Annotated in this window: 15 protein-coding genes and 2 pseudogenes; 2 read left to right on the top strand and 15 right to left on the bottom strand. The window is 49.3% G+C overall.

What is annotated here, in order from left to right; genetic code table 11:
* The 6 genes and pseudogenes from IAE55_RS26685 to IAE55_RS26660 all read right to left on the bottom strand — a co-directional run bounded on the left by IAE55_RS26685 (window position 1) and on the right by IAE55_RS26660 (window position 7077).
* Window positions 1-1533 carry an extracellular solute-binding protein gene (locus IAE55_RS26685; protein ID WP_200634338.1) on the bottom strand — a complete coding sequence of 511 codons (1533 nt, stop codon included), beginning with the start codon at window positions 1531-1533 and terminating at the stop codon, window positions 1-3.
* 15 nt (window positions 1534-1548) lie between these two features.
* Window positions 1549-2406, bottom strand: a complete 858-nt coding sequence (locus tag IAE55_RS26680; RefSeq protein WP_186381787.1) for a carbohydrate ABC transporter permease — start codon at window positions 2404-2406, stop codon at window positions 1549-1551.
* A gap of 16 nt (window positions 2407-2422) precedes the next feature.
* Window positions 2423-3217, bottom strand: a complete 795-nt coding sequence (locus IAE55_RS26675; protein WP_200634385.1) for an ABC transporter permease — start codon at window positions 3215-3217, stop codon at window positions 2423-2425.
* Window positions 3218-4176: 959 nt separating this feature from the next.
* A pseudogene (locus tag IAE55_RS26670) lies at window positions 4177-4473 on the bottom strand (sigma factor-like helix-turn-helix DNA-binding protein); the annotation flags it as partial.
* Window positions 4474-4640: 167 nt separating this feature from the next.
* Window positions 4641-6199: pseudogene (locus IAE55_RS26665) on the bottom strand (IS1182 family transposase).
* A gap of 266 nt (window positions 6200-6465) precedes the next feature.
* Window positions 6466-7077: a TetR/AcrR family transcriptional regulator gene (locus tag IAE55_RS26660; RefSeq protein WP_145156386.1), complete on the bottom strand. Its 612-nt coding sequence runs from the start codon at window positions 7075-7077 to the stop codon at window positions 6466-6468.
* A gap of 182 nt (window positions 7078-7259) precedes the next feature.
* Here IAE55_RS26660 and IAE55_RS26655 point away from each other — a divergent pair, with 182 nt between their 5' ends.
* Window positions 7260-8273, top strand: a complete 1014-nt coding sequence (locus tag IAE55_RS26655) for a quinone oxidoreductase family protein (RefSeq protein WP_145156385.1) — start codon at window positions 7260-7262, stop codon at window positions 8271-8273.
* Entirely contained in the window at window positions 8270-8623 is a 354-nt protein-coding gene (locus IAE55_RS26650) for a nuclear transport factor 2 family protein (RefSeq protein ID WP_145156384.1), read from the top strand. The genes IAE55_RS26655 and IAE55_RS26650 overlap by 4 nt, the downstream gene beginning before the upstream one ends.
* A 1206-nt stretch (window positions 8624-9829) precedes the next feature.
* Here IAE55_RS26650 and IAE55_RS26645 read toward each other — a convergent pair.
* From IAE55_RS26645 to IAE55_RS26605, 9 genes are all read right to left on the bottom strand, one after another.
* Window positions 9830-10840: a LacI family DNA-binding transcriptional regulator gene (locus IAE55_RS26645; RefSeq protein ID WP_145157433.1), complete on the bottom strand. Its 1011-nt coding sequence runs from the start codon at window positions 10838-10840 to the stop codon at window positions 9830-9832.
* A gap of 190 nt (window positions 10841-11030) precedes the next feature.
* Window positions 11031-12485: a sulfatase family protein gene (locus IAE55_RS26640; protein WP_145156382.1), complete on the bottom strand. Its 1455-nt coding sequence runs from the start codon at window positions 12483-12485 to the stop codon at window positions 11031-11033.
* Window positions 12486-12488: 3 nt separating this feature from the next.
* A complete protein-coding gene (locus tag IAE55_RS26635; RefSeq protein WP_186381786.1) occupies window positions 12489-14051 on the bottom strand; it encodes a sulfatase-like hydrolase/transferase in 1563 nt (520 codons plus the stop codon).
* A gap of 16 nt (window positions 14052-14067) precedes the next feature.
* Window positions 14068-16215, bottom strand: coding sequence for an ADP-ribosylglycohydrolase family protein (locus IAE55_RS26630; protein WP_145156380.1), 2148 nt, complete (start codon window positions 16213-16215; stop codon window positions 14068-14070).
* A 64-nt stretch (window positions 16216-16279) separates the two neighbouring features.
* A complete protein-coding gene (locus IAE55_RS26625) occupies window positions 16280-17149 on the bottom strand; it encodes a carbohydrate ABC transporter permease (RefSeq protein WP_145156379.1) in 870 nt (289 codons plus the stop codon).
* Between the two features lies 1 nt (window position 17150).
* Window positions 17151-18113 carry an ABC transporter permease gene (locus IAE55_RS26620; RefSeq protein WP_234489890.1) on the bottom strand — a complete coding sequence of 321 codons (963 nt, stop codon included), beginning with the start codon at window positions 18111-18113 and terminating at the stop codon, window positions 17151-17153.
* Window positions 18114-18133: 20 nt separating this feature from the next.
* Window positions 18134-19699 (bottom strand): extracellular solute-binding protein, encoded by a 1566-nt coding sequence (locus IAE55_RS26615; RefSeq protein ID WP_145156378.1) that lies wholly within the window; start codon window positions 19697-19699, stop codon window positions 18134-18136.
* An 821-nt stretch (window positions 19700-20520) separates the two neighbouring features.
* Entirely contained in the window at window positions 20521-21360 is an 840-nt protein-coding gene (locus IAE55_RS26610) for a methyltransferase domain-containing protein (protein ID WP_186381785.1), read from the bottom strand.
* A gap of 337 nt (window positions 21361-21697) precedes the next feature.
* The coding region (locus tag IAE55_RS26605; protein WP_200634337.1) for a DUF7507 domain-containing protein at window positions 21698-23627 on the bottom strand (1930 nt) is incomplete at its 5' end.

The raw sequence follows: 23627 nt of genomic DNA, 5'->3' as shown, positions 1-23627 counted from the left end.
TTACTTGTTCAAACTTTTCCAGGCTTCATTCCCCTGTTCTTCAATCTCCTTGCCGCCCTGCTCGTAATACTTCTTCACGAATTCGTCCCATTTGTCCACCGACCATACTCCAGTTACGATCTTCGTGTAATATTCCGGCCACAGCTTATCCTTCAAATCCGGGTAGTCCAGTTCCGCCTGAACGGTCTTCCACAGAGCGTTGGGACGAGCAAATTTAGCGGAATCTTCCAGCGCCTTCCGTACATAATCGGGAGCCCAACGGCGGTCAGTCACCGCAATGAATTTAATCGGATTGGAAAAGCCGTCCTTGTACTTCTCCGACGCCCCTACAAGATCCTGAAGGTCGTTCTTCTCTTTGTCAAAAGTGTAATGTTTGCCCTCTACGCCCTCCCGAAGCAGATAACCGCCGTTATCCCCATCCGTCAAGGACCAATTCAGATAAGCGAACAGCTTGTTCGGCTGCTTCACTTTGGCGGAGATGGCCGAGATGCTGCTGGCCGGAGGCGTTTCGGGCAATCCCGATTCGCCCTTAGGGCCTGTAGGAGGCGCCGTAAAGCCCAAGGAACCGCCAGGAGTGACTTCTTTCAGGGACTTGGTTATTTTATTTTTTTCAAAGATGGCGAAAGCCGGGCCCTCATATACGCCGACCTTCCCGTTGATAACCTTGGAATCAAGCTGTTGGGCATCAGCCACCGCAAACTCCGGATCAATCAGCCCTTCCTTATACCATTGCTGCAGAACGGCCAAAGCCTGCTTTGTCTCCGGGAGTACGTATCCCTGCTTCAACTGGCCGTCCCGTTCATACCAGAATTCAGGAAAAACGCCGAAGGCGCCGAAAACTCCCTCAAAGATGCTGTCCTTCTTGCCTCCCAGGCCGTATGTGTCGTTTTTCCCGTTTTTGTCCGGATCGTTTTTCGTAAACGCCGTCAGCACCTGGTGATACTCCTCAAGGGTAGTTGGAACCTTCAGCCCCAGGTTTTTCAGCCAATCGGCGCGGTAGAGCACCCCTGTCGAGCTCGGCTGGTTAAAGGGTTCGGGCCGGCTTCCTGACGGTATCCCGTAGATCTTTCCGTTGAAAGTGACGGCGTCCCAAGCCTCCTTGGGAACCAGGCTCGTAATACTCGGAGATTTCTTAATAAAGTCGTCGAGGGGCAAAACCAGGCCCTCGTCAACAAATTTCGTCAGCGTCGGGATGTCCACGTCGAAGTAATCCGGCAGCTCGCCTGAAGCGGCCTCAATGTTTAACTTGGTAAAAAAATCCTTGCCGCTGTTCAAAGATACTTTATAATCGAAGCCCTTGATACCGGCTTTAGCGGCGGCTTCAGTAATCAGCTTTCGGGCTTCTCCCCCATCCTGGGGATATTCCGGCGCTGCCACATTCATAAAGAAGGAATAAGTTACAGGAGTGTCATCCTTCTCCCCAGCAGCTGCAGCCGGCTGCCCCGTTTGCTGCTGAGAGCACCCCAGCACCGCCAAAACCAAGCTTGCGGTAAAGGCCGAAGCCACCCCTTTTTTCAAAATCTTTCTCATCATGTTTATCTCCTTTATTTACGATTTGACAGACCCCAGCAGGACGCCCTTGGTAAAGTACTTCTGCAAAAACGGGTACACGAGTAAAATGGGAATAACCGACACGATAATAGTTGTGCCTATTACGGACTCTTGGGAAGTTTCCACGAGCTTGCCTGTCAGCGATTCCGCCTGCTGTCCGTCAATGATTTCCCGAATCAGCACCGGCAGCGTGTACAGCGACTTATCATTCAAGTACAGAAAGGCCTGGAAGAAATTATTCCACTTGCCTACGGCCTCCCATAATGCAACGGTAGCCAGCACGGGCGCTGATAAGGGAAAAATAATCGTGAACAGAATCCGGATCGGATTCGCTCCGTCCATCGTCGCCGACTCCTCGATTTCCTCCGGAAGACTGCGGAAGAAGTTCAGCATAATGATTACATTAAAAGCCGAAATCATACCGGGAATAATCATGGACCACAAGGTATTAATCATCCCGAGCTGCTTCACAAGCAGATAATGGGGAATGATCCCGCCGCTGAACAGCATGGTAAACAGGATCAGACCGGTGAATAATCGTCTGCCCGGCAGATGGCTCTTGACCAATGGATACGCAGTCGTTGCTGTAAAGAAGACGCTCAGGATTGTACCGGCTCCTGTAATAACAATGCTGTTCCTGTAGGCCAACCATAATTGTTCGGAACGGAGCACGATCCCGTAAGCGCCAAACGTTAAATTCCGGGGCCAGAGGAACAGCCCTCCCCGGGAAGCCTGCTCCGAGGAACTCAGGGACAAAGAGATTTCATGCCAGAGCGGGTAAAAGGTCAGCAGCGCAAGCAGGATAAGGAAGGCTCCGTTAATCGCTGCAAACAGATTAAATCTTCTTTTTCCCATAAGTTTCCTCTCCTTTCTACCATATCCCCCGCCCTCCAATTTTCTTCGCCGCCGCATTCGTGAAAAGCAGCAGCACTAAACCGACAACGGACTGGAACAGTCCGGCAGCCGTGGCCAAGGAGAATCTCCCGCTGGTCAACCCAACCCGGTATACGTATGTATCGAGAATGTCAGCTACCTCGTACACGAGCGGATGATACAGGACGAAGACCTGATCGAAACCTGCGGATAAAATATGCCCGGTGCGCAAAATCAAAAGAATGACGATCGTTCCGGAAATGGAAGGTACCGTAATGTGCCGGATCAAACGGTATCTTGAAGCCCCATCCACTTTGGCCGCATCGTACAGATCCGGGTTAATGCCGGAAATGGCTGCCAGGTATATGATCGTTCCCCAGCCGATGTTCTTCCATATTTCCGATATCACGAGCAAGCTACGAAAAGAACGGGGATCCATCAGTGGAGATGTCGTCACGCCTAAAGCGGATAGGATTCCGGTAGACGGGGATAAAACCGTGAACAGAATGCCTCCTAACACTACCCAGGAAACGAAATGGGGAAAATAAATAATCGTCTGTATCGTTCGTTTGAATTTGGTGTTTGCGACCTCATTGATCATGAGAGCCAGTATGATCGGCGCGGGAAAGTTAAAGACAAGCTTGTAAAAACTGATCAGCAGCGTATTGCGCAGCGCGGTCCAGAAATCGGGAGAAGAAAAGAGCATATCGAACCATTTCAACCCTGCCCAGGCGCTCCCGGTTATACCCTTGGCCAGCTTATAATCCTGAAATGCGATCAGCACGCCTCCCATGGGAATATAATTGAAGACCAGAAAGTACAGTATTCCGGGAAAAAGCAGCACATAATAGTATTTGTGCCTCAGGATACGCCGCCATGTTCTGGACCGCCTCGCTTGGTCAGACCTTAAAGATGGGTCCGCCTTGTTTCGGATTAATCCCGATTTCGTCAAGAGTATGTTTTTCAATCCATTTGTCCCCTTACGTTAAGATAAAAATCTGTCAATCACTCCGCTTTCTCAATTCCAATTATTCCAATCGGTATTAATGCTGAAATTATACCTGCTATCCCAAGACTATTGAATATCAAAATGTCGACTATTATTGGGCATATTGTCGGTTCGAATGCGGTTGGAACGAATGATCACCGATTGAATTGAATATATTGGTAAAGTTTGAACAAGCGAAAGTAAAAAAGAGACTCTCTATAGAATTTTCCATGGAAAAAGTCTATCGATTCAGTCTCTTATCTAGGCCCGATATATTCTTATCCAGATGCGAGCGTATTAAATATTGAACACTCGGAAGCAACAGTGTAGAGAGCTATATTAAACCATTATTCAACTATATTGATCAGAACTTCGAGAAGCCTCTTATCCTGGAGGAAATGGCAGATATTGCGGGAATTACGCCGCAGCATTTATGGTATGTATTTAAGAAAACGACTAACATCAGAATTTTCATATATTAATTCCGTCCGCTTTAAAAAAACAAAGAACTTCTCTTCCAGCATCCTTACTATCAGATCCAGGAGATTGCCCATAGAATGGTTTTGAAGATCCTAACTATTTTGGACGGTCTTTAAGAAACGTGAACAGATTAGTCCGAACCAGTTCCGAAAGATCCGTCAATAATACGGTATAAAAAAGACAATTCCCATCCATTTCAATGAAGGGAATTGTCTTTTTACTAGTGAACAGCAAACTCACTTCTTCGCCATATAAAACTCATGATACAGCTTCATCAGTGCTCGCTACTCAATCCGCGACACATAGCTCCGACTAATGCCTAGCTCCTTCGCAATCTCCTGCTGCGTCCGCTCATCTCCACCATGATTTAAGCCAAACCAGCCGCGGATCACTTCTTGCTCCCGCTCGTCGAGAATATCGAGGTTGCGGTAGATTTTGCTCTTCTCGATCTTCAGCTGTACGCGCTCCACAACATTATCTGCTTCCGTGACAAGAATGCCGATAAGCGTAATTTCATTGCCTTCCTTCTCCGTACCAATCGGGTCATGCAGAGAGACATCCTTGCGTGTTTTCTTCATTGACATTGTGAACCCGATCCGATGTAATACTATTGAAATAACTTGCTTTTTGTTATGTATATTAGTTCTAAATACAAAAAGGGGCTGTCCCAAAAGTAGGTTGGCTCACTTAATGGACGGCTCGCTTTTGTGAAATTTGGGTACAAAATGAAAATGGCGGTGCTAGGAGGTTATCCCTGCACCGCCATTTCTGGCTTTTGGTCGATCGCCGTCTTCTTGAGCAAATTGTGGGCGATTGAAAGCCACCCGACCTCAAGGCTTACTTTCGGCAAGCCTCGAAGCAGAAATCGTCTGAATCCTCGGTTGTTCTTCATCTGACCGAATACACTCTCTGGTTCAATCATTCTTCGAACTGACAGTGCGTATCCTTTCTCGCTTCTGAGCTTCTCGCGGGCATGCTGCTTGTAACGTAAATACTTCATACTTACGCTGATTTCACGATTTCCTTTGGCTTTCGTACAAGCTTCTTTGAGCGGACAATCTTCGCAGCCTTCGCTTCGATAGTGTCGCTTCCGTAGTTCATATCCGCTTTCCGTTGTTTCCTTACTTTCATAGCGAAACAGCAGCTTACGTCCAGCCGCACACGTCCAGGTATCTTTAGCCTCGTCGTAATGCCAGTTGTCTAACTTACTGATATCCTGCTGCCACTTCTTCGACTTTTCCTTGTGGTACGTGCTGTACTTCACCACTGCTTCAAGTTGCTCATTTTCCAAATATGCGTAATTCTCTTCCCCACCATATCCTGCGTCTGCGATGACGGTAGGAGGTAGTTTTCCGAGAGCCGCCTTGACCTTCTCCAAATGGGGTTTAAGGCATCGTGTGTCTGTTGGACGCTGATGCAAACTGTAGCCGATAATGAATTGATTTTCCGTTCCGATTTGCACATTGTAGCCAGGCTTGAGTTGTCCGTTACGCATGTGATCTTCTTTCATTCGCATGAAGGTTGCATCGGGATCGGTCTTACTGAAACTGTTCCGATCTGCCAGAATCTCTTGCTGGATCTCATATTTGTGCAAACGAGGGAGGAGGTCTTACGCAGCGCACGTACCGCTTTCTTCAATGGTTTATTCTTGGACTGCGCTTGCAGTTTTGCTTCCAATTGCTGAGCAACAGCCTCTAGTTTTTCACTGGTTAGAGCCGACGGTTCACTGAGCTCGGGAAGGTCTTGTCCTGCTTGCTCGCGTTCTTCTTGCTTCTCGGACTCTTCGATGGTTGCAAACAATATCTGTACTTTCTCTTGCAATTTCGCCTTCTGCTTCACGACTGCCTTGCCCCAAACAAACGTGTACCGATTGGCGTTTGCTTCGATTTTCGTGCCGTCAACGAAGTAATGTTCGAGTTTCACATACTTTTCCTCGGCAAGAAATTGAAGTACGCCCGTGAAGACGGTCTCCAGTACATCTTTCATCCGTTCGGAACGAAAGCGATTGAGGGTACGAAAGTCTGGGCGTTGTCTGCCGGCAATCCACATGAACATGACATTCTCTCGGATGGCTTTAGCGATCTGACGAGAGGAATAGATCCGCTGTGTGTAGGCATAGATAATGACTTTGGTGAGCATTTTGGGATGGTAGCTGTCGCGTCCTCCACCGGGATACACATCCTTGAAAATTTGGTCGTCCAAGCGGTTAACCGCTTCATTGACAACACGAACAAGGTGATGAGGAGGAATGTCGTCCTCCAAGTCCATTGGCAGATGTAGTTGGTCCATGGTATATTGAATGTACAAAAGAAACCTCTCCTTTTGGTATGTGGTTGGGTGGTACCTCCATTTTACCAAGGAAAGGTTTCTTTTTGTTTAAAAATTTAGGGTATTCGGATTTTGTGGTGGAATGATACAATGGTTAAAATAACTGGATAAATACTCATTTTTATGACTGTTTATGCGGTTTTTCAAAAACTTATTGAATAAATGTTCTCCATAAAAATTATCGTCCTTAAACGCTCCTTGATGAATCACTTTGACGTCGAAGTCTATTTTTTCTAATTGAACGGTTAAGATGAGGGCTCAATGATAAATTCGTTTTTCACAGCACTTCCTACGATATTTGTAATCATGAGCGAAATGGTGCTAGTCTGTTCAGTCATACCATTTTCCAGCCAGTGTTGAATCAAACTAAGATTGGCGGCCGCCAAATAACTAATCATAAATTCTTTTGGAATAAGCGAATTCTTCTTGGCAGGGTACACATCAAGCACGTAGGACATATGCTTATTTTTTATGAATTCCTTGATTTTGTGAACAAAAGAAGGGCATCCCTTAGGACCAAGGATGACCCGAAAAAAATCCGCGTATTCAGCATAATAATCGATCACCCTCGTCAGTAAAGGATATGGTTCATTTCTTTCGGCATATTTCACGTAATCATATGCATTTAAAGTCTCGATCCTCAGTCTCAACCCTTCCCATATCTCTTCGATGACCTGCCTGACCATATCGGCCGCATCGGTATAGTGCAGGTAAAAGGTGCCCCGGTTTAAATCTGCTTTTTCAGTGAGATCGCTGACGGTAATACGGTCAATCCCCTTCTCCTCCATAACCATTATCATAGCTCTTCGCAGTTGCAACTTTGTTTTCCTTTTGCGACGATCCATCTTTTCCGACAAGGAAAAAACCTCCCTTAGCTATAAAAATTTATATAAAAAATCAACAGGATTTCGTTAGAATGTCGATTATTCAACAGGTCCAAGAAATATCAATCATTGTTTAATGGGGCCTCTTATCATAATATGCAATTGTGATCATTAATCAACATAAATGTTCATAATAAATAAATTGGAGGTTCCGTATGAAAGCAATTTCTTTTGACAAAACGGGTACACCCGCTGATGATTTTGCTGTACTGCAGATTAGGGAGCATGCTATTCCCGAAATCGGTGATAAAGAAGTTCTAATCAAGATGTCGGCAGTCTCGATAAATCCGGGCGATTTTCTTTTCATTCAGAGCTTATATCCGGAGCCAAAGAAACCGAATTTTCCTAAACAAATCGCGGGTACCCACGGCGCTGGGATTGTTGTTAAAGCAGGGAAAAATGTTTCTTATCAACCGGGCACACTCGTTTACTTCAGTTATTTAAAATCTTGGGCGGAATACGCAGTTGTTCCCGAAGAGTGGTTGATTCCGTTACCGTCCGACTATCCGCTCGAGAAAGCATCCCAGTTCGGAAATCTTGTGTCGGCATGGGATATGCTTGAGGAATCCAAAGTGAAACCCGGCGACTGGCTTGCGCTGACTGCAGGCAACTCAACCGTTGCAACGATGGTCTCTCAATTTGCTAACCTCAGAGGTGTGAATGTCATCTCTCTTGTGAGGAAGGTGCAAGAACATGTCCCTTTAAACGATTTGGGAGTTACTAAAATCATCGAACTTTCCAAACTCTCGTGTAACGTTCATGATCAAATCATGGAGATTACGAAGAACAAAGGTTTAAATGGAATTATTGATTGCGTGGGGGGGCCTGTTACGGGGGAACTCATACAAACCTTGTCTTTCGATGGCAGGATCATCATTTACGGTGGGTTTAGTTCTGAAAAATTTGAACTCCATAATTTCGATATTCTTTTCAAAAATGCTGTAATGAAAGCCTATGGCTACCGTTATTTCTTTCAGCCTCCAACAGAAGAAGATAACTTTCTGCTGCAAAAAATTGCTGAGGCTGCCAATACTCCGAAATTCCGAGTACCTATTGGCGGAATGCATGCGTTAGAGGATTACAAAACCGCGATTTACGAAAGTATTCATCATCCGGAACGCGGGAAACGATTTTTCATATTTTCCGATGAAAGGGAAGAAAGTATATGAACACTGATTTCACTAACCTTCTACAAAAACATATTGAGACTTGGGGCGAAAAGGATCGAACACAACGTCGTAAGATGATCGAGTCCATATATTCCGAGAATTGTTATTATGTCGATCCTATTGACGAAATTATAGGCCGCGATGAAATGGATAGTTTGATTGAACGAATTCAGACCCAATTTCCCGGGTATAAGTTTAGCATTGATAGCCCAATTGACACCCATCATAATATTGCCCGTTTTGCGTGGCATTTAGGTCAGGATGGCACGACTGTTGCAAGCGGCGTTGATGTTGTCATGTTTGAGGGTGGATTCATTCGATCCATGTACGGCTTTTTCGATAAGCCCTAAATTTTCAAACTTCTTTTACAAAGACTCTTGGAATAGACATGTTACCCTTTCATGTCTATTCCAGGGATGCTTTTATGTATCCTCCTTATCCTCTATCCTGCCCAATCGCGTCATTACTGGTGTCGTCGTAACCTGAATGTTTATGCTAAATTGAAAGAGTGTCCGTAAATCTTATTCCAAAATCCGAATACCCAAAATTTAAAGGGGTTCATCCCTTCCTCATCTAAAAGATGACTTTTGGGACAGCCCCTTTAGCTTGTACTCATTACAATTTCATCACGCCCAAGGTAAGATAAGTTGAATAGTACCATCCGCATTGTGTTGTAATATCGCATAGTTCACACAGCGTTTATGACTTACACCGCCGGATAGAGAGCTGTCATGATAAAACAAATATCACTCCCATTGAAATTGTACGATGGAATGATGAGTCGTCCATCCAATAATAGGAGTTAGAAATAGTTCCTTGAAATGCAAACAGGCGCCAAGAGGATGATCCCCAACTGCATATGCAATTTGATGTGTCGTACCAGTCGAATAGCTGAAATAATACTTTCTCCTCCGTATATATGTATCTAGGGTTCTTCCAAAATATCTCTGCCTGCCAATAAAGAAAGACCTTCTTTATTTAGAAACCGAATCTCTAACGGAGGTTCCGAGATATACAACATATCATTGTTAAGCCTAGCTGCATGGTCCTAGGCTGAGTGTGAGTTGCAGTGCTGTCTTATTAAGCAAATGTTCCCCGTTAGAATCCCTGTACATAGAAGATCGGATCACCTTCAGTCGTATAATGCGTAATACGCACTTGATTCGGAAGCCTACGTCGATACAACCCACAACCAGCTTCCGGAACATCAAATCCCGGGTTCTGGAGCTCGCAGAAAATATGCTTTTGACGACAATGAATCCATGATTTACCCATGGTTCAAGCATTTCTCCTTGTTTTCGGAACTTTTTTTATTACCCTTGGCATCCTGAGTCGCATTAAGCCCACGTTTGGTTGGAATATAAATGAAGTGTGCGACTCCGAGCCAAGTGACGCCTACATTGAAGCTCGAAAATTCGGTCGGTTTATTCCAATAGTGATTGGATCATTTTTCTTTTCGCTTGGAATTCTTCTAATATTCATTTATAAAGCACTAATTGTTTGCCGATTCCCGCCGGTAGGCCTCGGCTAAACATAGAGTGCTCCATCGAAAGCCCCTACATCTGCTTGACAGTGGATTCCCTGACAATCAGCCGAGGCTCCAAGATGATTCTTTCAAAGGCTTTTGACTCATCACCGATACGAAGTATCAGCTTTTCCACTGCAATACGACCCATTTCCGCCACTAAATTTGAAACTGAACTCAGTTTAGGGGTGGTCAACGAACACCATGGAATATTGTCGATTCCAACGACGGCCACATCCTCCGGTACACGCAAACCAAGATCGATCAGCCCTTGAGCAACTCCTATGGCCACGAGATCATTGGCTGCGAACACCGCATCCGGTCTTTCATCTAAATGGTAAAAATAACGAGCCGCTTCAAGGCCGGTATCAATTGCCAGCCGTTCGCCGGTATACACTAAAGAATCATTGAGCTCAATAAAATGAGAGGATAGCGACTGCACGTAAGCCGTATAGCGATCTCCGCGATGCAGCGTTGTATTTCCGGCAAAAGCAATTCGCCTCCTGCCGATCCGGATCAGATGATCCATCGCTAAGTATCCTTCGTTCTCTCTAAGCCCGACCCAATCTGCCGGCATATCTTCCGGGTAATTTCCAATTAAAGCAACGGGGACAGCCGCTTCTCTTACAACCTTGGTTAACGTTTTCGGATGGCTGATCGAAAGCAGGACGATCCCGTCCACCCGCATATCGCTTGCTTCCTTAATGACCCTCAGCTCCTCGGACGGATTGCCGTAGTGATTGATCAGTACTAACCGAAAGTCATTCTCCTTTGCCACTTGTTCGGCAGCCCAAGCGAGCTCCGGGTAATAAGGGTTGCGAATATCATCAATGGCTAACGCAATTTGCCGGCTCAGCTTGGTCTTCAAGCTTCTCGCCGTATTATTCGGCGTAAAGCCGAGTTCTTGAATCACCCGGTTCACCTTTAATTTCGTATAAGGTTTAACGCCGGAAACATTATTGATGATTCGAGAAACAGTAGATTTGGAAACCCCCGCTTCTCTGGCGACGTCATCGATGGTTACTTTAGGCTTCGTCTCCAATCGCCGCCCCCCTTCCGAACTTGATTTCATGCTAAAGTCAGCATCCCTTTGTTGAAATCTTTCCACTTGACGGCCATAGTAATTTTTCCATACCACAAAGAATAACAGTTCGTTAAAAAGGTTACAACGATAATTTAACCGTGGCCTTGCGATTGACCTGACCAAGGCTCAAATTCTGCCGTTACCGACGCTATTCCATTTCCGCGACAACCGTCGACGGCCATTTGGGCGATTGGTCGAGATAGCCTCGCGGCACATGTTCAGTCTCGTCGTAGCGCGCCAGACCGTCGCCATCGAGCGCTTCCTCTAGTCCGTGAGCGCTGTAATACGCCTCTAATTGCTCCCGGCAGTCGCGGCACAGCTCCGGATGCTCCGCCGAGATGTCGTTGAACTCGTCCGGATCCTCCAACAGGTCGAACAGGTTCTCCTTGCCGCCGTTGGCATGGTAGATGTATTTGTACCGATCCCAGCGCAGCATCGTCTTGAACAACCGGCCTCTGCCAATCTCCGCAAATATTTTCTCGCGCGTATGTCCCTCCTGCCCTTCCGCTGCCGGCTGCAAATCCACACCGGAGGATTCTGCCGGCACCTTTCCACCTGCGGCACTGATGAAGGTGGCATAAATATCCTGCAGCAAGGCAAGTTGATCCCGCCGCTCTCCTTGGGGAAGCGACCCCGGCCAACTGATGATTAGCGGCACTTTGGCGGACATCTCATAATAGGTGCGCTTGCCATACGAATAATGGTCTCCGAGCATCTCACCGTGATCCGCAGTAAACACGATCAGCGTGTCGTCGATCAGGCTGCAGGACTCCAGCGTATCCAGAATTTTGCCGATCTGCTTATCCATTTGGGATACGCAGCCGTAATAATAAGCGCGCATCTTCAGCTCGTCCTCGCGACTGAGGCTGTCAATACCGTTCACTTTGTAGTCGTTCATGACATCGATCCAAGCGTCGTCGGACGTCCGTTCATGCTCCCGACGCTTGGGCGGCGGCACCTGATCTGGCGCGTACATCGTATCGTACGGGACGCACGGATCGAACGGCGGATGCGGCTTGATAAACGAGGAGAACAGGAAAAACGGACGGTTGCGGTTCTGCCGAATGACGCTGCACGTCGTATCCGCCGTCCAAGCGCTCGTGTGCAGATGTTCGGGCAGCTCGGAGATTTGCGGAACGTAATACAGCTCGCTTCGTTTGCCGTGCGGTTCGAGCACATGGCCATAGCCTTGATCCCGTAGAAACTGCAGATATTCGTCGTCGTCGAAGTGGGACGGTACCTCCTCCGAAAGCAGCATCCGGTTGAAGCCGTAATGTCGGCGCGCCGGGTGAAAATGCATTTTCCCGACCGCGCACGTATGGTAGCCCTGCTCGCGGATCAGCTCCGGCAGCGGAGCTTCGATCTCCTTGGACAAGCCTTCATTCTTGAGCAGGCCGATTTCGAACGGATTCAGCCCGGAGATCAGGCCGTGCCGCGCAGGCACGCAAACAGGCGTCTGGCTGTAAGCCTGATCGAAGATAACCCCCATCCGGGCCAGCCGATCGATATTCGGCGTTTGTACAAGCTTGTTGCCGTAGCAACCCAGCACATCGTAGCGCAATTGATCGCACATGATTAGGAGCAGATTCGGTTTGCGGCTCATCTCTTATCGTTCCTCCTTCGACCAAATACCCGGCGCGCCTTCCCATTGCGGGAATTCCAACTCGTCTTCGAACACGCCTTGCTTAATCAATTCCTTGCATTCGGGATCGGTCATCGTCAGCGTATAATCCTCGCCGTTCCGGCCGATCAAGCCCAAATCGCGCTTCGCCCGCAGCGAGACCGCCTCCGGATCGACGATCTCCCGCAGCAGTGCCTCCATCCGATCAAGCAGATCGCGATACTGCTCGTCCTCGGCCAGATCGCGCATCTCCTTGGGATCCTCCTGCAGGTTGAACAGCGACGGACGGTCGTTCACGTAGTACGTGTATTTGAAGCCGTCCTTGACCAGCATGTACCAATCCTGCTTAAAGAAGTTTCCGTGATACTCAGAAAAGGCATAGTCGGGGCGTCCCGGCTGTTCGCCTCCCTGGAGAAACGGAAGCCAGCTGTGTCCCGGGCGGTCCGCCTCCGTCTCCAACCCGGCGATATCCATAATCGTCGGATAGAGATCGACTAATGTCACAGGCAGATCGATGCGTTGACCGCGGGGCAGACCGGGCCCCTTGACGATCAGCGGCACGCCGACCGAGCCGTCGTAGCTGCACTGCTTGTAGAAAAGACCATGCTCGCCCAAGTTTTCGCCATGATCCGACATGTAGATGATATAGGTGTTGTCGTACAAGTCTTGCTTCTTCAGCTCGGCGATGATCCGGCCGATGTTGTCGTCCAGCGCCGTAATCATTCCGTAGTAGGCGGCGATGACATTGCGCAGTTCAGGTTCGGTCAGCTGCCCGAGGCCGAGTGCGTTTTGCATGTTACGTACTTGCGGATGCAGGCCGTCATTCGGGAACAGCGCGTCGTGCGGCATGACTACCTTGTCCGGGTAATAGAGATCGTAATAGCGCTGCGGGACTTTATAAGGCCAGTGCGGAAACATGAGACCGACATACATGGCCCACGGCTTCCGAGCCCCATCGTCTCCTTCGCTCTTGCGCCCGATAAAGTCGATCGCCCAATCGGTGACGACCCGGTCGTGGTCATAGAAGCCGAGATCCTGGTTATAACCCGTGTCTCCATCCGTGACGATATCCTCGCGTATGCCCGCGTTCAGAATGTTCTGCCGCTTATCTGCCCGCACATGCCCTTCCAACCGCGAATAGAGCGGCGTTGTGCGCGGGTACGGCTTGAACGCAGGCCTCTTCTTGATAATCTTGTATTCGCTAAAGCCGCCGTCCTGATAGTCGCCGCAAAAGTCCATTTTGCCGAACATGGCAGACGTTATCCCCGCTTCGTCCAGCTTGCGCGACCAAGTCATTTCCTCGCGATCGAGCGGACAGCCCAGGAACCAGCTGTCAATCTGATTCGGATATTTGCCCGTGATGAAGCTCATCCGGCTCGGCGTGCAGACGGGACAGTTGCTGTACGCTCTCGTGAAATGGGTGCCGTCCATGGCCAGCGCGTCGAGATTCGGCGTCTGGATAAATGGATGCTCGCGGTATCCGCTGACGAGAGGATGATGCTGGTCGCTGCAGATGACAACAATATTAGGCTGTTTAGACTGACTCATTAGTCCGAGACCTCCTCTAGGCAAATGATTGGCCGGAGACCGCAAAGCTCCGATAATGCGTACGGCTGCCTTCCGCGTTCGAGAATCCGACCATGCCGGACAAATAGGGGCGATCATCGTCGATATAGTCAAGAAGAAGCGCGCCGTCCACCGCGATTTGAAAATGATTGCCCTTCGCTTGCACCGTGATGGTTGCTGCCCTCCCGGTTTGCCAATCGGAGGCGCACTGGCTTAACACGCGATAGCCGTTATCGTTCTTGTAAAGCGCAAACCTGCCGTTCGGCGCAAATCCGACGGCGTAAGAGCGGATGCCGCCCTGCACGCGAAAGTTGATCCGGTGGTGCCCGCCCAGCTTTGGAACGACAACGGCTTCAAAGGAATAATCGTCCCACGTCAGCTGACCGGTATAACATTCCGCCGGCTCTCCGAAGTAGCTTCCGCTCAACTCGCCCTCCTCCAGCGTCCAGATCCCCCGCAGATACGTCATCTGACTGACCTCGATATGCAGCCCGTTCCACTTCTCCAGCCGTTCTCGGGAGAAGTCGACCGCATAGTCCGGTTTACCACCGAACGCGACATCGTCGATGTATACGACAAGAGACGGTCCGTGCGCTCCCTTACCGTTCAACGGGATCATCTCAATGCCAGCTTGCTCCAGACAAGCACCGTTCAGGAAAGGAATGGAGAAGCTCAGGGACGTCCAGCGACCGGCGCTCAACTGCACGGTTTCCCCGTAATAGTAGGCGCTTTCGTTGCCATCTTTGACATAGAGGCGGGCCTGAACCCGCTGTTCGGTCGGTCCCGGCAGCAGCACCTGGGCTTCGATCGTCTGACCGGGATATAGAATCGGCGAGAAGCCCGGATCATAACGGCTGTCGTTGAAGTCGTGCGGGCGATAGTAAGTTTGGTGAAACACCCGGTACGCGCACCCGCCTTGCACGCTATCGAACGCGACCTTCAACGATCTGTCGCCGGAAGCCGACGCCTGCGTCGTGTTCTCGATCCAACCCGTTACCGGCAGAGGGTCATTATGCTCCAACCGGAACGCGTGCGTAGAGCCTGGGTATTCGAAGTGAAATCTCGTACCTTGATCCGCGAGAACCCCGGCCCACTTTCCATGCGGTTGCTCGCCCTGAAGCCTATAGCCGATTCGAGCGATATAGGTGGCGCACCATGGTATATCCAGAATGTTCAGCGAGCCAATTACGCTTGAGCAACATAGAAAGTCATTGATCGGGCTCCTCCACTCGTTGCCGATCGCATCGATTCCTCCGCGCACGCCCATGATCGTCGCCACATTGCCCACATTGCAATCGGTATCCCAGCCGCACATGTTGCAAATGTTGATCGTTCGGGAGAAGTCCCCTTCGCCGTACAACAGCGACAAGATTATCACGGCCGAGTTCGGGATGATGTGGCAATGCCCCAGATACTTATCGTAGCCGTAATCCTCCTTAATGAAATGGAACGCGTCCCTCCAGTTGTCCGGATTCGACTTGTAGAAGTCGATCACCGCGCGAGTCACATACGCATACTCGCAATCCTTGGGGATGACCGCAAGACCGCTCTCGATGATTCGCTCGATGTCCTGTTCAGTAAAGGCGGCTGCAATGCATGCGGCGATAAACATGCCGCCGAATTTGCCGTTTCCATCATGCGATACAGAGGCGCTCTTATCCGCGAACTGCGCAGCCAGCTCCGGCCTTCCCGGGGCGATCAGCCCCCACGTATCAATGAAGATCTGGCCGCCGATCTGCTCGGCAACGGCTACGCCGTTCTGCTGCATGGAGCCTGAGCGCGGTGCCATGATGCCGTTTTTCAAATTCAAGTATGCCGTGTGCTCCGTGGACTTGCCGTAGCCTCCCCACCAATAGAAGCCATGCCCGTCCGGTGCGTAGTTAAGCCAGGTCAGCCCCATCTGTTCCGCCGTAATGGCAGAACTGCACACATAATCCTCGAGCGCCCGCAAGAAAAAAAGTGGCCCGTTTGTGTCGTCGTCCGCCGCGAAATTTTTAAAATCGTGCAAATAGCCGCCGATCTCGCCGAACGCGCGTTCAATTCGCTCATACGTCCAATTCTCAATGTTGCCGCCGTGCCTGACGCCGATCACTTTCGCAAGCCAGCCTGCATATACCCGCTCGATATAATCTTCTTGAATGACCATGAGAATCGGTACCTTCCTTTATTCAGATTCATCTACCTCGTCTGCAAATTTCCACTTCGCTCCGTTATCCCTTCACCGATCCCATCAACATTCCTTTGTTGAAATATTTTTGAAGAAACGGATATACCGCAATCAACGGCAGCGATGTAATCACGATTGCCGCCAATTTCACGGTGGGACTGTATTCGAACACTCCCGATACATTCTCCATACTGTCATTGGCTTCATTCATCATCTGACGCAGGAACACTTGCAAAGGCCATTTGTCGGAATCATTCAAATACAGTACCGCATTAAAATAAGAATTCCAGTTCTGTACGCCGTAAAACAGCGTGAATGTAGCGACCGCCGGCATCGACAGAGGCAGAACGATGCGCCCAAACAGCCGCCATTCGCCGCAGCCGTCTATGCGCGCCGCCTCTTCCAGCTCCAACGGTATGCTCTGGAAGAAGCTACGCATCACAATCAGATGGAACGGCGCGATCGCGCCAGTCAGGTAGAGCGACCAGTAGCTATCGATGAGATGCAGGCTCTTAACGACGAGATAGGTCGGAATGATACCGCCGCCGAACAGCATCGTAAACAGCACCATCATATTAAGCGCTTTGCGGCCCTTCAGCCACCGTTTGGACAAGCCGTAAGCCATCAGCGAGGTCAACACCATGTTGATAATCGTGCCGACGACTGTGATGTGAACGGCATTCAGGAACGAAGTCATGAATTGGCGACTACTCATGAGATATCCATACGCATTGATCGTCCAGTGATGGGGAAGGATGAAAAATCCCCGTACCAGAATCTCTTCTCTCGGGGCGAACGAAGTCGTGACCACGTAAAGGAAGGGAAGCAGGACGATGAACATACTGATCAGCAAAATACCGATAGTAAGTATCGTAAAGGCCGGTTGGCTGCCACGGACATTGTAGCCTCTCATACTAATAAACCCCCTCTTGACCGAACACTTTGGCCAACCGATTCGCCAGGATGATCAAAACCAGCCCGATGACCGACTTGAATATGCCTATGGTCGTCGAATAGCTGAAATTGCCTTGCAGCACACCGTTGCGGTAAACATACGTATCGAAGACATCGGCTACGCCTAAATTGACCGGATTCTGAATCAGCAGAATATGCTCGAAACCGAGGTCCAGCACCTGGCCGAGCCGGAGAATAAATAAGATGGTAACGGTCGATTTCAACGCCGGAAGCGTTATATGCCATACTTGCCTCCACCGGCTGGCACCGTCGACCACAGCGGCTTCGTACAGCATCGGATTGACGCCGGCCAGCGCCGCCAGAAAGATGATCGCGCTCCAACCGGATTCTTTCCAAATATTTTGCAGAACGTACATGGCGCGGAAATAGTGCGAATCCGTCAAGAATTCGATACGGTGATACCCAAGGCTCTCAAACAAATTGTTGATACCGCCGTCCTGCGTGGCGAACAGCACGACAGTGATGTTGACGACGATGACCCAGGACAGGAAGTGGGGCATGTAGATGATCGTTTGCACGCTTTTGCGGAACCATGCCTTGCTAACCTCACCCAACAAGATGGCGAGCAGGATAGGCGCAGGGAAGAACAAAAATAAATTCAATCCGCTCAAGAATAGTGTGTTACGCAACAACATCGATAAGTCGGGGTCCGTCAGCAGCCGATGAAAATTGTCCAATCCGGTCCAAGGACTATCCAGAAATCCAAGAAACGGATCGTACTCTTGGAATGCGATCACAAGACCGCCCATTGGAATGTACCTGAAGATGACGAAATACAGAAAACCCGGCAAAATCATCAAATAAATCGGGATCCCACGGAGCCAAGCCGAGGAACCTCTGGATCTTGCGACATAGGAAGAAGTAGTCTGCTCAACCGCTTCTTCCTTAAATTCCATCCTCATGTTGTTCCTCCTCAGAGGCGTTATTTCTGTGCTGCTTGGTAAGCGTCATTGTATTCCTTCGTAATCTGATCGCCGCCGTCCTTTTTCCACTGCGTCACCGCCTGATCGATATCGCTGATCGGCTGATCACCCATGATGACTTTGGTCAGTGTTGATATGAACTTCTGGTCAATGGTCGTCCCCAGTTTGGTCGCCGTCGGCGATTCCAGCCCTGCCGCCGCGTCCGCCCACTTAAACGGCTCACTATTCTTGAACCATTGATCGACGTTGTTAACCGTCGTTGGATCGTCCCACAGGTGGATTTGGGTATGCAGATCGAATCGACGAAGCAGCAGCGTGGAGATTTGATTGGCACCGTCCTGGTCGAAGGCATCCAACTTGGTATACTTGTCGCCGTCCTTCTTATAGTCGACCCCTTCGACGCCGTTTTTTGTCAAAATATCGCCTTCATCGGATAAGAAGTAGTTAAACATATCGAGCAGACGGGTCTGCTTATCCTTATCAATCTTGGCGTTGATTACAACCTTCTGAGTGATGGAGTTCGTTGATGTTCCCTGCAGGCCGGTCGGTCCCTTCGGTGGCAGCAACTGCACGGTCTCCGCATTCGGTTCAATTTTCTTTAGCTTCGGAACGATCGATTGATAGAAGCTGTTAGGTACGACATCATCTATGCCGACCTCGCCCGCCGATTCGTACTTGTCCTGCGGATCCTTTACTTTGTTGATTGCGAAGTCCTTGTCTAACACGCCTTCCTTGTAAGCCTTATTCAAAAAAGTCGCAAAATCCTTGAGTTCTTGCGTTTGTGTGTGCCAACTGATCAGCTGGCCGTCCTTCACGCCCCAGTTATTAACCAGACCAAAGGCTGCTTTGATCGGATCGATATGTTTGAAATCTGTCTTATTCTGAACCAGGGAAGCTGAGAAGCCATAAGTATCAGCCTTGCCGTCTCCGTCCGGATCCTGTGTAGCGAAAGCCTTGGTTACTTCGTAGAATTCGTCAATCGTAGTCGGCATCTGCAATCCGAGCTTATCCAACCAGTCCTTGCGGATGCCAAAGGAGGTTTGCGTCTCAATTTGATAATAAGGAAGCCCATAAATCTTGCCTGATGGATTCATGAATTGCAGCGATTCTTTACCGCCCAAATATTGCGTCAAGTTAGGGTACTGGTCGATGACGGGAGCCAAATCCAGGAACACGCCTTTGTCCCGCCATTTCAGGAAGTCATCCTTCTGTACGAGGAAGGCGTCGGGGAAGTTGCCCGCAGCAGCCAGCACGTTCAACTTCTCTTCGTAATTGTCCTGGGAAATCGCCTGGAAATTCAGATTGACATTGAACTTCTTGCTCAAGAACTGAGCAATCGCGCTGTCATTTGACCAATTTGCGCCACCATAGCTGATGGTCAAAATGTCGATGTCCAGTTTTTTCGATAGATCAGCCTTATCGGAAGCCGGTTCGGACGATGTTTCCATTTTACTCACGTTTCCTGAATTAACCGTATTTGGCGTGTGGTCGTTCGAATCCCCGCAACCTGCAATCGTCCCCATAGCAAGTACTGCCGCAATTGAAATCGGAAGCCATCTCTTCATTACAAATTCCTCCACTTGAACGTAATAAGCCGTTCGCTATAAAAAACCGCAATATTTTGAAATGAAAATGCAATAATGGAACCGGTTCGATTTTTATCTACGCATCATTTTCCTACTCCAAGCTTGTACTCCGAAATAGGAACTTGCCAATAAATAAGCGGATCTCCGGTTGGCCGGTTAACAATGATATGTATATAGTATATAATTCCTATAGAATTATATGGATTTATAATAACAAGTTGCCCCTATGGCGTCAATATCATTTTGCTATTAATCTGTCTAATTTTATAAAGTGTGTATTTCTTGGGATCACAGGGCTGTATAGACACGTAAATTGTCTTTATTGTAACCAAACAAAGACAGCTGATATGTGTTAGCATCACTTAGATCAGACAGTGATACACCTACTCGTCTTATGGGTAATCCATTCTAATGTTGATGAAATAGTTGTTTCGCTGCATTGAACACTTCTTCTGCGGGAAACTTCCGTGCTAATGTCTAGTAATACTACTTCAATTTCCCAAGCTTGAGCATAATCTCGAAGCAAGGTCATTCCGTTTCCTATTTCCCTCTGACAGTTAAGTGTAGTCAAAATTAGAGGATAGTCATCAAGACCATTTGCTACGCACCATATAACCTCACCGTTACTCCACACTTTTTTCTAAGTCTTGGCAGAGAGTAATTCGCTAAATCGCCAATCGTTAAAATGCCCATCTTATAAAGATGCTTCTCCATCCTGGAGCGAATTCCCCCGAGTCTTGAGCACTTCTATTGAATAATAAAAAAGACCACCAACCCGCTGTTTGCGGGCTGGTGGTCTTTCATTTTTTAGAACGTACAGATCTTCGGTATCTGCGTTTCTTTAGGACTCTTCTCACCCGATGTTTGAAAATGGAGCGGTTTCTCGTATGGTGTTTTAAAACCTTCCTTTTCACCGGAAATTCAATGTCTGTGTTTCGACTTTGCAGGATCGGCGACATATATTCCAAGTGAAACGGCCGCTCCTCTACGTTTTCCCATGGCTTTATGCTTCTTTGGGCTTTAACATAGTCGGGCTCCTCGAACCACATCGATTCTTTCAGCATAAGAATATCATCATCACGGATGGGTTCTTTAACGACCAGTAATTGGTACATGATTTGAAAGGCAACATTAAGCTGGGACTGCCGAAGGAGGGTAAGTTCAAATGGCTCGTATCCGGAACGAAATAAAGGGAAATAAAAGAATTCCATTCGAAGGACCCTAAAGTCTATAGGGAGACTGCTTTCCTCGTCCCATAACGACCATTTGTCAGTGGGGGAAAATAAAAATTCGTCGCTGTCCGGCATCTTCCCCGCGTACTTCGTCCAATATCTCGGAGAATGTTCGTTGAATAACTGCTTATAATGGGGATTAACAATATGCGAAGTAACATGCGCGTATGGCGCGACGATACAAACGACAGCCTTATGCCGGCATATCCGGTAAATCTCATTTAAAACGGCTTGAAGATCGTCAACATACTGTAGACTGTGGGAAGCCATTACAAAATCAACCGAGTTATCGTCGAATGGGAGCCCTTGATTGATATCATGAACGATGTCTGTCTCAGCGTAATCCATTTTATCGATCCCTATGCATTCCCGAAATTTATTTTTCCCGCATCCTAAATCAATTCTCAACTCTACACTCCCTTCTAACCGCATTCTCGTCATATAATATTCTCAGGGCAGACAAGTGGTATATGTGTTTGTCTTTGCCATCGCAGGCCCATTTCGTCATTCCGGACCATCCGGTGCGCGAGCTGCTCCACGTTTTTTGGCAGGCACCGCTGACATGCACGGCCGGCGGCTGCTTTTCTAACAATCATGGGCCCTTCTTCACTTTTCCCCTTTGCCATAGACTCATATAATCCCCATTCAAGCAATGTAAGTATATTGCTGGATAGCAACAAAAGGGCCAATCTTTCAGCCGAGAGAATGCGTCGGCGAGAGATCGGCCCTTCAGTTGTTTATTTTTTTATTCTTCTTCCTCCGCGATGACTTCTACCGATGCGCTTGCTTGGCGGGTCGGGCCGTTGTCCGAGACGAGCGTCACGGGGCTTATGATGATTGTGTCTTTTTTAACATCCGGAAGAACAAATGGAACGCGAAGCGTCTCGATCGCCCCAACGTCAAAACGTTCAATTCGCAGCTGTATACCGAGCAACGGGGCTGTCAGCAGTACGTTTATCAAAGGAACATTGCCCGTGTTCCGAGCCTGAATGGTGAAAATGACCGTTTCACCCGGTCTTCCGACCGAGCGGTCAACCGTTTCGGTGAGCGAGGCATCCGGAAGCGCCTGCGTCTGTACAGTGACCTCCGCCTGCTGCACCGGCGTCTCGTCGGAAAAGATCGAAGCTGTGTTCCGTATCTTCGTCCCTCCCTCGGTTGTCGCCGGTACAACCAGCTGGAGCGTGAACACACGGCTCTCGCCGGGTGCGAGCTGCGGAATGCGGGTACTGAATCCCAGCAGCTGATCGAAGACACGGACATTGTTAAGCGTCATATCCGTGACGTTTGTCACCGTGATCGTCTTATGGACTGTCTCACCCGGTCTCGGCTGTTCAGGCTGTGCTTCAACCGACACTTCCGGCAGTTCGGCGGGAACGGCGACGATAACCCTCACCTCATCCTGAACCGGCAGAGAATCGGCCGGCTCTTCCCGCCAGCGGACCGTTACCCGATTCGCAATGACTTTCCCCTGCGCCGTGCCAATCGGCACCGAGTACGTGACACTCACTCTCTCCGTAACGCCTGGAGCTATCACCGGAATCGTGATCTGCCCGGTCAATGTGTCAATGACGACGACGTTCGTCGCCGGATTCGGGCCGGTATTCGTCACCTCGATGGTGTAGTGGATGATGTCGCCCGGTGCCGCCGTATTCCGGTCCGGACGCTTTCGAACCTGGAGCGTCGTTTCTGCGACAGGTCCAGGCTGAACGACAACCTCGGCAGTCGTCTCCAGCAACGGCGTTTGATCGGTGACGGCTGTGAATGTATTTCGAATGACGCTTCCGTTCACTGCGTCCGCCGGTACGGTAAGTGTCACCGTTCGGGTAATTGTCTCGTTCGCTTGGAGTAGAGGGATCGTCTCATTTAAGCCCAGCAGCGCATCGGTCAGCACGACATTCGTCTGAACGGCATCCAGCAGATTCGTGACGGTGAGTGTAAAGGTAATCGTATCCCCCGGTGCGGCGGTATTGCGGTCAGAAACCTTATGGATCAGAAGCGAAGGGCCCGGGGGCGCCTGCACGATCACCTCGGTAACCGTCTCAACCAGCGGCGTTTGATCGGTGACGGCTGTGAATGTATTTTGGATGACGGTGCCGAGCGCTGCGTCCGCGGGAATGACGAACGTCACCGTCCGGGTGATCGTCTCGTTCGCTTGAAGGACGGGGATCGTCTCGCTCAGCCCCAGTAGCGCATCGGTCAGCACGACGTTGGTCTGTGGAAAGTTCAGCAAATTCGTGACGGTGAGTGTATAAGTGATCGTTTCCCCCGGAGCAGCTGAATTCCGGTCCGGAAGCTTCTGGATCAGAAGCGAAGGACCCGGGGGTGCCTGCACGATCACCTCGGCGATCGTCTCAATCAGCGGCGTTTGATCGGAACTGACGGTAAACGTATTTAGGATGGCACTGCCGAGCACTGCATCTGCGGGAACGATAAACGTTACCGTCCGGGTAATCGTCTCGTTCGCTTGAAGGATCGGGATCGTTTCGCTCAGCCCAAGAAGCGCATCGATCAGCACGACGTTGGTCTGTGGAACACCCAGCAAATTCGTGACGGTGAGTGTATAAGTGACCGTTTCTCCCGGAGCGGCCGAATTCCGGTCCGGAAGCTTCTGGATCAGAAGCGATGGACCCGGGGGTGCCTGCACGATCACCTCGGCGATCGTCTCAATCAGCGGC

Origin of the sequence: Paenibacillus sp. S28 (assembly GCF_016624415.1) — a bacterium.
Taxonomy (GTDB): Bacteria; Bacillota; Bacilli; order Paenibacillales; family Paenibacillaceae; genus Paenibacillus_AQ; species Paenibacillus_AQ favisporus.
The sequence above is the reverse complement of the archived record's forward strand: the minus strand, read 5'-3'. Positions and strand labels throughout refer to the sequence as shown.